General features: G+C 34.3%; 12 protein-coding genes. 5 read left to right on the forward strand and 7 right to left on the reverse strand.

The features are described 5' to 3' along the window. Positions 1–90: 90 nt before the first annotated feature. The 4 genes from DCO46_RS20560 (at position 91) to DCO46_RS20575 (ending at position 5,872) form a co-directional block, all read left to right on the forward strand. Complete coding sequence (locus DCO46_RS20560) at positions 91–2,622, forward strand: PIG-L family deacetylase (RefSeq protein ID WP_116754358.1); 2,532 nt, start codon at positions 91–93, stop codon at positions 2,620–2,622. Between the two features lie 123 nt (positions 2,623–2,745). Next, positions 2,746–4,470: a sodium:solute symporter gene (locus tag DCO46_RS20565; protein WP_116754359.1), complete on the forward strand. Its 1,725-nt coding sequence runs from the start codon at positions 2,746–2,748 to the stop codon at positions 4,468–4,470. Positions 4,471–4,586: 116 nt separating this feature from the next. After that, positions 4,587–5,063 carry a hypothetical protein gene (locus DCO46_RS20570; RefSeq protein ID WP_124019587.1) on the forward strand — a complete coding sequence of 159 codons (477 nt, stop codon included), beginning with the start codon at positions 4,587–4,589 and terminating at the stop codon, positions 5,061–5,063. A 179-nt stretch (positions 5,064–5,242) separates the two neighbouring features. Continuing rightward, complete coding sequence (locus DCO46_RS20575) at positions 5,243–5,872, forward strand: MCP four helix bundle domain-containing protein (RefSeq protein ID WP_116754361.1); 630 nt, start codon at positions 5,243–5,245, stop codon at positions 5,870–5,872. 17 nt (positions 5,873–5,889) lie between these two features. Here DCO46_RS20575 and DCO46_RS20580 read toward each other — a convergent pair whose 3' ends face one another. From DCO46_RS20580 to DCO46_RS20610, 7 genes are all read right to left on the reverse strand, one after another. Then, positions 5,890–6,303: a nuclear transport factor 2 family protein gene (locus tag DCO46_RS20580; RefSeq protein ID WP_116754362.1), complete on the reverse strand. Its 414-nt coding sequence runs from the start codon at positions 6,301–6,303 to the stop codon at positions 5,890–5,892. A gap of 2 nt (positions 6,304–6,305) precedes the next feature. Continuing rightward, entirely contained in the window at positions 6,306–6,830 is a 525-nt protein-coding gene (locus DCO46_RS20585; RefSeq protein WP_116754363.1) for a TetR/AcrR family transcriptional regulator, read from the reverse strand. A gap of 166 nt (positions 6,831–6,996) precedes the next feature. Further along, positions 6,997–7,839, reverse strand: a complete 843-nt coding sequence (locus tag DCO46_RS20590) for a DUF2911 domain-containing protein (RefSeq protein ID WP_116754364.1) — start codon at positions 7,837–7,839, stop codon at positions 6,997–6,999. A gap of 73 nt (positions 7,840–7,912) precedes the next feature. Next, positions 7,913–8,575 (reverse strand): HAD family hydrolase, encoded by a 663-nt coding sequence (locus DCO46_RS20595; RefSeq protein ID WP_116754365.1) that lies wholly within the window; start codon positions 8,573–8,575, stop codon positions 7,913–7,915. A 104-nt stretch (positions 8,576–8,679) separates the two neighbouring features. Beyond that, on the reverse strand, positions 8,680–9,396 hold the full coding sequence (locus tag DCO46_RS20600; RefSeq protein ID WP_116754368.1) for a ThiF family adenylyltransferase: 717 nt from the start codon (positions 9,394–9,396) through the stop codon (positions 8,680–8,682). A 39-nt stretch (positions 9,397–9,435) separates the two neighbouring features. Then, positions 9,436–10,080, reverse strand: a complete 645-nt coding sequence (locus tag DCO46_RS20605; RefSeq protein WP_116754366.1) for a TatD family hydrolase — start codon at positions 10,078–10,080, stop codon at positions 9,436–9,438. After that, positions 10,080–10,679, reverse strand: a complete 600-nt coding sequence (locus DCO46_RS20610; RefSeq protein ID WP_116754367.1) for a DUF1684 domain-containing protein — start codon at positions 10,677–10,679, stop codon at positions 10,080–10,082. Before DCO46_RS20610 ends, DCO46_RS20605 begins: the two co-directional genes overlap by 1 nt. Positions 10,680–10,778: 99 nt before the next feature. Here DCO46_RS20610 and DCO46_RS20615 point away from each other — a divergent pair. Then, positions 10,779–11,975, forward strand: a 1,197-nt coding sequence (locus DCO46_RS20615; RefSeq protein WP_133244620.1) for an MDR family MFS transporter, incomplete at its 3' end; no start/stop codon positions are given.

Consider the following 11,975-nt stretch of genomic DNA (forward strand, 5'->3'; position numbering starts at 1 on the left):
ATATCAAAACAGCCATTAACATTTTATTTACATCATCTTCAAAAATATAATTAGTATTTTTGAAGCTCTTTCAAAATACCTAATTGCGCTATGCGAAAAATCCAGATACAAATTCTTTTTATTTTTTTAGCCGGAACCTCTGTTTCCTTTGCCCAGCAACCACAAAAACCAAATTCTGTAGAAATTTACAATCAGATTAAGAAATTGAATTTTTTAGGTTCTGTATTATATGTAGCTGCACATCCGGATGACGAAAATACACGTTTAATATCTTATCTGGCAAATAGTATGAATGCCAGAACCGGTTATTTATCCTTAACCCGTGGTGATGGCGGTCAAAACCTGATTGGTCCGCAACTACGTGAACTTTTAGGAGTAATACGAACACAGGAATTAATCGAAGCCAGGAAAATTGATGGCGGAGAACAGTTTTTTTCGCGTGCAAACGATTTTGGATTTTCAAAAAATCCCGACGAAACTTTACAAATCTGGGATAAAGACAAAGTTCTTGCAGATGTGGTATGGACAATCAGAAAATTTCAACCGGATATAATTATCAACCGATTTGATCACCGCTCGCCCGGAACAACTCACGGGCACCATACATCCTCTGCCATGTTAAGTGTAGAGAGTTTCGGTCTTACTAATGATTCTAAAATATACCCTGAGCAATTAAAATATGTAAAACCGTGGCAGGTAAAACGCCAATTCTTTAACCCTTCGTGGTGGTTTTATGGCAGTCAGGAAAAATTTGATGCCGCGAATAAATCAAAATTTACCAAACTAGAAACCGGGGTTTATTATACCGGAATCGGAAAATCAAATCAGGAAATTGCTGCCTTAAGCCGCAGCCGTCACCAGTCACAAGGTTTTGGAAGTACCGGTGTCCGCGGAAACGAAACAGAATATCTGGAATTAATCAATGGCGAAAAACCGGAAAACCGTGATGCTTTATTTGATGGAATTGATACAACATGGAACCGCGTTAAAAACGGAAAACCTGTTGGAGAATTAATTTCAAAAATTATAGCCAAATACGATTTTAGCAATCCTTCTGCAAGTATTCCTGAATTAGTAAAAGCTTACTCCATGATTCAGGCCCTTGAAGATGACCACTGGAAAAGTTTAAAGTCGGCCGCTATAAAAAACATCATTGCTTCCTGCTCTGGTTTATATCTAGAAGCTGTAGCAAGTGAACAGGAAGCAACACCTGGAAGTACCGTTCGATTAAGCCTGGAAACCATCAACAGATGTGCTGTAGAAATGGAACTGACAAGCGTAACAACATTACCGGATAATAAAAATACATCACAGAACATTGTTCTGAAAAATAATGATGATCAGAAAATAAACCTTCAGATCCAGCTTCCAAATACAATTGAATATACACAACCTTATTGGCTGAAAGAAAAAGCAACTGTTGGAATGTACACCGTATCCAATCAGGAAAATATAGGCATTCCCGATATTATAAGAGAAGTCAAAGTTGTTTTTAATGTCAAAATTAACGGGGTTGAATTTCCGTTTGAACGCACTGTCGTATATAAATACAATGATGGTGTAAAAGGTGAAATGTATAATTTTCTGGATATTGTTCCGGAGGCAACTACTTCAATTTTAGAAAAAGTGTTGCTTTTTAAAGACACCAAAAGCAAAATGATTCCGGTAAAAGTTCGTGCCGGGAAAGATGCTGTTAAAGGAAATTTACAATTGGATCTTCCGAAAGACTGGATGATTTCTCCAAAACAAATTCCGTTTACCTTAGAGAAAAAAGGAATGGAACAAACTTTCTATTTTGAGGTAACCCCACCGGTTCAGCCAGAAGAAGCTGTTGCAAAAAGTATTGTGACCGTTGACAACGAGCATTTTGATAAAGATGCAACCATCATTGATTATAGTCATATAACAAAACAAATGGTCCTGAAACCAGCCGAATCGAAATGTATCCGAATTGATTTAAAGACATCGGGAGATGCAATTGCATATATTATGGGTGCAGGTGACGAAGTTCCTGAAAGCCTTGCCCAGATGGGATATAAAGTTACGATATTGAAACCGGAAGAAATTACACCTGCAAAGCTGGATTCTTTTAATACGGTTATTACCGGAATTCGTGCCTATAATACCGTAAATGCTTTGGCAAACAAACAAAAAATACTTTTTGATTTTGTAAAAAGCGGAAAAAACATGATTGTTCAGTACAATACTTTTGGCAGGACTGTAACAGACCAGATTGCCCCATATCCGTTAAAAATCTCTAACGATCGTGTAACAGAAGAAAATGCAAAAATTACTTTTCTGGCACCCAATCATCCTGTGCTGAATATACCAAATAAAATCAGTGCTAAAGACTTTGAGGGCTGGACTCAGGAGCAAGGGCTATATTATCCAAATGAGTACGATTCGGCCTTCACTCCTATTATATCCTCACATGATAAAGGTGAATCACCTAAAAATGGCGCTCTGTTAGTAGCACCATACGGAAAAGGATATTACATTTACACCGGTTTAAGTTTTTTTAGAGAATTACCCGAAGGTGTTGCCGGAGCATACCGTCTGCTTTCGAATATAATTTCATTAAAGCAGCCATTAGAAGCTCCTAAACAGGAATTAAAGAAATAACATTCTGAAAATATGGAAGATAAAAAAACAAAAAAGTGGAAGAAAAGCTATACTTATGTTTTGATAGCAAACGCTGTTTACATCCTGATTTTTTTCTTAATCATGCAATTATATTCATAACCTATGCAACTATTTGATTGGATCGTACTGATTGTCACACTTTTATTTATTGTTGGATATGGTTCCTGGAAAACCAGAGGGAGTAAAAATGTCGAAGATTTTATTTTAGGCGGTAATGAAACTCCCTGGTATACCGTTGGGCTTTCTGTAATGGCGACCCAGGCGAGTGCTATTACGTTTTTATCCACACCGGGACAAGCCTATCACGACGGTATGGGATTTGTGCAATTCTATTTCGGGCTACCCATTGCTATGGTTGTTATTTGTCTGACATTTATTCCATTATATCATAAAAGTAAAGTCTATACTGCTTATGAATTCCTCGAAAAACGTTTTGATATAAAAACCCGTTCTCTTGCTGCCATACTTTTTTTGGTACAAAGAGGTTTAGGAACAGGCCTTACGATTTATGCACCCGCCATCATTTTATCGGCACTTTTGGGCTGGAATCTGACCTTTATGAACATTATAATTGGTCTTTTAGTAATTATTTACACGTTTTCAGGAGGAACAAAAGCCGTAAACGTCACTCAAAAACAGCAAATGTTTGTGATCATGTCCGGGATGTTTATCACCTTTTTCCTGATTTTGCATTATTTGCCAAATGATATGACATTCTCCAGTGCCATGCATATTGCGGGCGCAAATGATAAAATGAATATTGTCGATTTTTCATTTGATCCTGAAGAAAAATATACTTTTTGGAGCGGGATAACAGGTGGTTTTTTTCTTGCCCTCGCCTATTTCGGCACAGATCAGTCGCAGGTTGGACGCTATTTATCAGGAAAATCAATTCGCGAGAGCCAGATGGGACTTATCATGAATGGACTTTTAAAAGTACCAATGCAGTTTTTCATCCTGCTTACCGGAGTGATGGTTTTTGTATTCTTTCAGTTTAATCCGGTTCCTTTAAATTTTAATCCGAATAATAAAATTGTCATTGAAAAATCACAATTTAAAGCAGAATACAATGCTTTGGAAAAGAAATTAGTTACGCTTTCTGAAGATAAAAAAGTAATTAACCTCTTGTATATCGATCAGCTTAATCAGGATTATGATAATCCGATTTTAAGAAAAGAACTGGTGGCCTTATCAAATAAGGAAAAAGATTTACGTGATCGTGCCAAGGAAATTATCAATAAAGCCGACAGCAACAGCGAAACAAATGATAAGGATTATGTATTTTTTCATTTTATCCTCCATTATTTGCCAAAAGGCCTTATCGGATTATTGTTGGCAGTAATTATTTCGGCAGCAATGTCATCAACGGCTTCCGGATTGAATGCGCTTGCTTCGACAACAGCTATTGATATTTATAAACGAAACCTCAAAACCGAAAAATCAGAAAAACATTACCTGAATGCAACAAAATTTTTCACGCTTTTTTGGGGAATTATCGCAATCCTGTTTGCCTGTGTGGGAACCTTATTTGAAAATTTAATTCAATTGGTAAACATTATTGGCTCTATTTTTTACGGAACTGTTTTGGGAATCTTCCTGGTTGGATTTTACCTGCGTCGTGTTGGTGCAAAATCGATGTTTATCAGTGCTATTATAAGTCAGCTGACTATTTTTGTGATTTATTACTTTATGATTTACAGTCAGGAAAAACTGGGTTATTTATGGCTGAATTTTATTGGTGCGATGCTGACAATTGTATTGTCTTTATTATTGCAGATCATCTTTTTTAGAAGTGACACAGAGAAAGATATAGTAGAAATCATTTAGCGACTGGAAAACTATAAAAATATATTTATGTTTGTAAAAGAAAAAGATAACCAAATCGTTTTAATGTTATGAATTCTTCCAAAATGTGCAGTAAATCTATATTAGAATTTAAAAAAATGCTTTTACGATTTGTTTATACAGTACTTGTTTTAATTTGTGCTCAGGCTCAGGCTCAAGCCACGAAAGACATAACATACGAAGACAATTCAATTTCGATGCAATTGTACACCAAATGCTTTGAGAATTTAAATCAGGGAACTGAAGTATTTAAAAAATATCCTGCTCTCAAAAATGTAAAGCCTTGCTCATTACTAAATTGCATGTCTTTATTAGCCTATAAAGAAAAAGATATTCAACTTGCTGCAGAAGAAAGATTAAAAGAAATCTCAACACAACTTTACAAAGAAGGAAATCCTGTTTGTTTATTGATGGGATTAGACAGTAATTTAATTGTTGAAGAAAAAAATAAAAATCTGAATGATGATAATCATCTGGTGTACATAACTTTTGCCGATTATGTAGCAGCTGATTTTCTGAACAAAGGAGCTGAAATTATAAATAAACAGACCAATTTATTGATCAGTACTAATTAAGATTTCTTAAAGTAATTTTGAAATTAATATATTCTTCTTAATTATTTGCAACTGTATCTTAAAAACTCAAACCCGGGTTTCGTTAAGATATAATATAGTTAAGTAAACATTTTACCAACTGATTTAAAAATCTTTATCTTTGAATAACTAACTGTTTTTCAAATAATAAAAGCATCATTATGAAAGATCAAAAAAAATACAGCAACAAAACCAAGGCTGCTTTTGTTTTGCTTATTGTGATGCTGATTATTCTTTTGGGCAATTTTAATACACTTCAAAACTCAAAAAAAGTCAACGAGAATATAAATGCTATTTATAAAGATCGTCTGGTCGTTTCCCAATATATTTTTCAATATTCAAAACAGCTTCATTTTATAAAAGCCGAAGCTGAAAAGCTTGATTTAAGCGATAATATTAAAAAAAATGAAATCATCCATACTTTAGATGTCATTCATAATATTGATGATTTGTATGCTAAAACCGTACTGACAAATAAGGAAAAACAATATTTCGATGCATTCTTAAGCTCCTGCAAAGAAATAAACAAACAGGTTTCTAATAAAAACTGGAATAAGATAGCCAGCGCGAGCGGTATTGCCTTAAAAACGCTGGAATCTTTATCGCATATCCAGATTGAAGAAGGAAAATCAAAATTGGCAGCCGCTAATGCAATGTATAATAAAAACAACAGTCTGGGACAACTTCAGATTGCGTTGCTTATTATTTTAGGCGGTATTACTTTCTATTTACTGATAGTAAAGAAAGTCAAAAAATCCATTAAGATTCCTGAACCGCCTTCTATGAATTGATATCCGGGCAACTCGTTTTATCGCAGTTTTCTTTCTTCTTCTTTTATTGAAAGATCATTTATGCTGGCAAATCTTTTTTGCATTAACCCGTTTGAATCAAATTCCCAGTTTTCATTTCCGTAAGCCCTAAACCAGTTTCCCTCAGCATCCTGATATTCATATTCAAACCGAACGGCAATTCTATTATCGGTATGTGCCCAATATTCTTTTTTAAGGATATAATTTTTCTCCTTTTTCCATTTTTCAGTTAAAAACCGGACAATTTCTTCCCTTCCGTTTACAAACTGATTTCTGTTTCGCCATTCGCTGTCTGTAGTGTAGGCTTTTGAAACTCTTTCAGGATCCTGACTGTTCCATGCATCTTCTGCTAATTGAATTTTTTGTATTGCTGTTTCATAAGTAAACGGTGGCAATGGCAGTTTTTGTTCCATAATTATAAAATTAAAGTTTGTATGATTTTTTTTGTTTGTTCAATAAGCTGATTTGACTTAAACAACTGGCTTTCAATAATACAGCTTTCGAAAAGTAAATACACATGATCTGATATAAGAGTATCTTTCAAAATTCCGGCAAAGTAGGCACGTAAATCCGCTTTATGGCTTTGTATTACGGTTAGAATTTTGATATTATCCGATTGGATTTCTGATAAAATATTCAGGAAACTACAGCCCCTGAAATTTTCATTTTTATTCATATAAATAAGGAAATCAAAGGATGCCAAAATCTTTGATTTTGAATCTTCTTTATTCGCCGTAAATTTCTGCAGTTCTTCAAACCAAAACAAATGACGCTGGTTCAAAAAAGCAACACATAAATCTTCCTTAGATTTAAAATGCTGATAAAAGCTTGCTTTAGCCACTTTTGCCTCATCAATAATCTGATTAATACCGGTAGCATTATAGCCTTGCTTGTGAAATAAAATAAATGTTTTTTCCAGGATTCTTTCTTTTGGCAACATAAGGATCATAATTATAAAGCAAATATAATTAATTTTTGTATACAAACAGACAAGTCTGTCTGTTTTACTTTTTATTTATTACACAGCTGCTTTACGTTAAAAGCAAAAAAAAATTCCAAAACCCGAAAGTTTTGGAATTTGGAATTTTATATTGAGTGTTAAAAACTTATCTGCTCCATTCAGTGATACTGTCTTTATTCATTTTTACGTAATCCTGGTTGTTTGCAGCTTCAGCAGCAGCTAATGAAACTTTAGCCGTTTCGATTGCTCCTTTTTTGTCACCTTGTTTAGCCTGGATTAAAGATTTTAATCTTGAAACATAGTAAGGTTTATCAGTACTTATATCTAATGCTTTATCAACATAAGATCTGGCATCTGTAATATTCCCGTTTGATTGAAACAAATATTGAGAAGCAGCATAATAATCATTCCAGGTTGGTCCTGACAATGTTTTCTCGATACTTGTTATTGCCGTTTTTGCAGTCGGAACTTCAAATTTTAAGGCAACATGAGAGTTTTCCCATGCAATTTCAAGAAAAGCAAAATTTGGGTCTAAACCATTAATACCGATTGTAAAAGTTTCAACCGGAGTTGGTAATGCATTTTCTTTTACCGTAGTTCTTAAGGCAACATAAGCATCATTCCATTTTTCAGGTAAACCCCAGTTGTCTGTAGAAAGATAAAAAATGATTTCCCAGCTTTCGATTTTAGGAATAGTATAAATTGCATATTTCCCTTTTTTCAATGTTTTACCATCAATCACAACATCATCTCCAAAATTAATAATGGTGTTTTCGTTAGCACCGGTTCTCCACAATTTACCAAACGGAACCAAATTTCCGAATACAGCTCTTCCTCTCGCACCCGGTCTTGAATAGGTAACTTCTACATCAGTTAAACCAACCGTTTGTTTGATATATGCTTTTGGACTTGCTTGTGGCGTTTTTACCTGTGCTTCGGAAGCAAAAGGTGCCATAATAATGGCTAATGCAATAATTAGTTTTTTCATTAGGACTTAAGTTTATTTGTTTTGTTCAAATTTACAAATTCGATCAGGTAACAAATGTTAAATTTTATATAATTCAGGGCTGCAACTGTGATATTTTTTGGGCATTTAATTCATTAAAATGATTAATAACCAAATCAGCTTCTGATAAATCCTGCATTTTAGAATTATGACTGTTATATCCTACACAAAACAAATTGGCCGCTTTTGCCGCTTTTACGCCATTAGTGCTGTCTTCAATAACAATACAATTTTCTTTTGGGGCAACTGATAATGAAGCAGCATGAAGAAATATAGCCGGATTTGGTTTTGACTGCGGAAAGTCCTCACCACTCACAATATGCGAAAAATACTGATGCAGACTGAATCGGGCAAAAACGCGTTCGATAGTTACTTTTGAAGCCGAAGAAGCCAATATCAACTGAATTCCGTTTGCATATAAATCTTTTATTAAATCTTCTACACCTTCCAGCAAATACAAATCTTCTTTGGTATCAAAAGCGTCATTAAAGATATTTCTTTTCCTTTGAATCAAATCTTCTACTTCATGCTGTATAGTCGAAAAATAGCCTTTTAGCGTTTGAAATGTATTTCGGGTAGATAAACCGGTAAAAGAAGTATACATTTCTTCCGGAACTTCAATATTCAGCTCCGAAAATTGTTTGTAATACGCATAACGGTGAACGGGTTCTGTGTCTACAATAACACCATCCATATCAAAAATTACTGTTTTAATCATTTTTTAAGGTACTAAGGTTCTGAGGCATTGAGGTTCTAAGGTTTTCTTCAAGATGCTAAAAAAACCTTAGCAACTTAGAACCTTAGCTTCTTAGCCGCTTTTTTTTATTCTTTTTTAAGCAAATGTCGAATTACTGTTTCTGCAGCATGCAATCCGAATAATCCGGGCATGTAACTGTTAGTTCCGTAAAATGATTTTTTGAAATTTTTTCCATCTGTTAATTTCAAACTTTTTTCATCCTGGATTTCTGAAGAAAAAACCACTTTTAATTTGTTGATTTTAAGTTCTCTTAATCGTTTACGAATTGTTTTGGAGAAATAACAATTGATAGTTTTAGAAATATCGGCCACTTTTACTTTAGAAGCCAGCATTTTTCCACCCGCACCCATACTGCTGATTATTTTTACTCTTTGACGTTTTGCTCCCATGATTAAATTCAGTTTTGGAGTAATACTGTCAATACAATCCAAAACATAATCAAAATCAGGAGAAACGATTTCAAAAGCACGTTCAGGAGAAAGAAATTCCTGCACACGGGTTAATTTTAATTCCGGGTTAATATCCATCAGGCGATCACCCACAATCGTAATTTTTGGCTGACCCACTGTAGAATGCAAAGCCGGTAACTGTCTGTTTATATTGGTAATATCTACAACATCACCATCTACAATCGTCATATTGCCTACTCCTGCCCTTGCCAGAAATTCAGCTGCAAATGATCCCACTCCACCTAAACCCACAACCAAAACATTTGCGTTTTTCAGGTTATTTAATCCTTCTTTAGTAAATAAAAGTTCGGCTCTTTCCGTCCACTCTGCCATATACATTATTTTAATTATATTATTGTTTAAAATTTCAGGTTATTGAAATATATCTTTATAATTACTCGAAATAATATCCTGTAATTCTTTAATATCTATATTTTTATATTCCGAAGCTAATTGATAAACCTGCTCAATTGTTTCTTCCATGGTATCTGTTTCAAGGAAAAAACGATCATTTGGGACTTGCTGAAAAACGGTTTTTAATTCTGGGTTTCTCAGTAGGTATTTCCCAAACGAAAGATAAAATCCTTCTTTAATAAGCTGATCAGCAACCTGAACATTTTTAGAAAATCCGTGAATAATCATAGGAACCGAAATTTTCATCTTTTTTTTGACCGCAATAACTTCCTGAAAAGCAGCAACGCAATGAATCACGACCGGTTTTTTGTGTTTTTCGGCCAAAGCCAGTTGTTTTTCAAAAACGAAAGTTTGTAAGTCCAATGGAATTTCAATTCTTTTGTCCAGTCCACATTCGCCAATTGCCAGGCACTTTTTGGTTTGTAATTGAGCTTCGATTATTTTTAAATCGACATCAATTCTGTCTTCTGCGATATACCAGGGATGAATTCCGATGGAATAAAACGGGATAGAAAGCTCAAAATCTTGTGGATACTGGTTTACCAATTCCAAAATATTGGGTTGATTTGTAGACTGATGCGTATGAAAATTAAAGAATTCCATTAATGAAACGTTTTCACTCCGGCTTTAATTTCAACCTTCAGATCATTTTCTAAAGGAACAAGCGGACACGAATATTTGTGATTATAAGCACAATACGGATTATAAGCCTGATTAAAATCAATTGCAATCGTATTTCCTTTTGGGATTTCCAGATCTATATACTTACCGCCTATATAACTTTCCTTTCCGCTCGTAAGATCTGAAAAAGGTAAAAACAGATGGTTCTTGTATTCTTTCTGTTTTGAAAGCTCAATATTTCGGTAAACATTTAATTGACAATCGGTTCCGTTTATTTTAAAATATACAGTTCCGTATTTGATGTATTTGGGAGTTCTTGTTCCGGTGGTTTTCATTTCAAAAACCTTTTCATTTTTCGCTTTTACCAATTTTGCATTGACAAAATATTTACCGTCAATCGGATAAAAATCTAAAGATTTAAATGTTTTTAAATCTTCCTCCATTAACGGACTTGTTTTAGGATCAGCATATTCTGAGTTAATTGTTTTCTGAAATTTTTCAGCCTCACTTTTACTAAACTTCTTCTGGCCAAAGCCTAAAGTAAAAGTTACCAGCAAAACAATTGTGATTATATTTTTCATCTTAGAAATTTTATGCAAAAATAGTTTAAAACTAACAAAGCAGCAACGACTCTAAGTGACAAAGTTTCCTAACTTTGTTGCAAATAACATGAATTTGTAATGCTCAAAACTGCTTTTACCCAATACATAAATAATTTCAGAGGATTTTCAAGAGAAATATGGATTCTGACATTGATTACATTTATAAATCGTGCCGGTACAATGGTACTGCCTTTTTTGTCAAAATATCTAAATGAAGATTTGCATTTTTCCCTTGATCAGGTAAGCTGGATTATGGTTTCATTTGGTTTGGGTTCTATGTTAGGTTCCTGGCTTGGAGGCAAATTTTCTGATAAAATCGGGTTTTACAAAATCATGATTTTTAGTTTGTTTACAACCGGAATCTCAATGTTTCTTGTACAATTTTTGACTTCGTTCTGGTCATTATGCATTGGAATGTTTGTATTAATGACAATTGCCGATATGTTTCGTCCTGCAATGTTTGTATCATTGGGAGCTTATGCAAAACCCGAAAACAGAACACGTGCTTTAACACTTGTTCGTCTTGCAGTAAATTTAGGGTTCGCCGCCGGGCCGGCACTTGGAGGTTTGATTATTATGGGAATGGGATATTCCGGATTATTCTGGGTAGACGGAGCTTCCTGTATTCTTTCGATCACCATTTTTGCTCTGTTGGTTAAGGAAAAGAAAAAAGTGCAACATGGTGATAAAACCGAAAGTGCATCAAATGTAAAATCAGTATTTCATGATAAAATATTCTGGGTTTTCTTATTTGTGAGTTTTGTAACGGCAATGATTTTCTTCCAGCTTTTTACAACTTTACCTTTATATCATCATGTACAATTTGGTTTAAATGAATTTCAAACCGGACTTTTAATGACTTTAAACGGGCTTTTGATTTTTGCTTTAGAAATGCCGACAGTTGGTTTTATGGAAAGAAAAGGCTTTCCAAAAATCAGAATCATAATTATTGGATCTTTTGTAATGGCATTAAGTTTCTTTTTATTGCTGATTAATGTCTGGGCCGGAATTCTGGTTATTAGTATGATTTGTATTTCGATTGGAGAAATCCTAACCTTTCCTTTTTCGAATGCATTTGCCTTAAGCCGTGCGCCTCATGGTCAGGAAGGCCGTTATATGGCTTTGTATACAATGAGTTTTAGCTTAGCCCATATTTTCAGCTCTATCGTTGGTTTCGGAATTGTTGGCGAATTTGGTTATCAGAACAACTGGCTTTTTATGGCTTGTATCGGAATTCTGGCCATGACTTGTTGCCTCTGGATAAAAAAAGCTCTG

The sequence above is a fragment of the Flavobacterium sp. HTF genome (assembly GCF_003105115.1).
Classification (GTDB): domain Bacteria; phylum Bacteroidota; class Bacteroidia; order Flavobacteriales; family Flavobacteriaceae; genus Flavobacterium.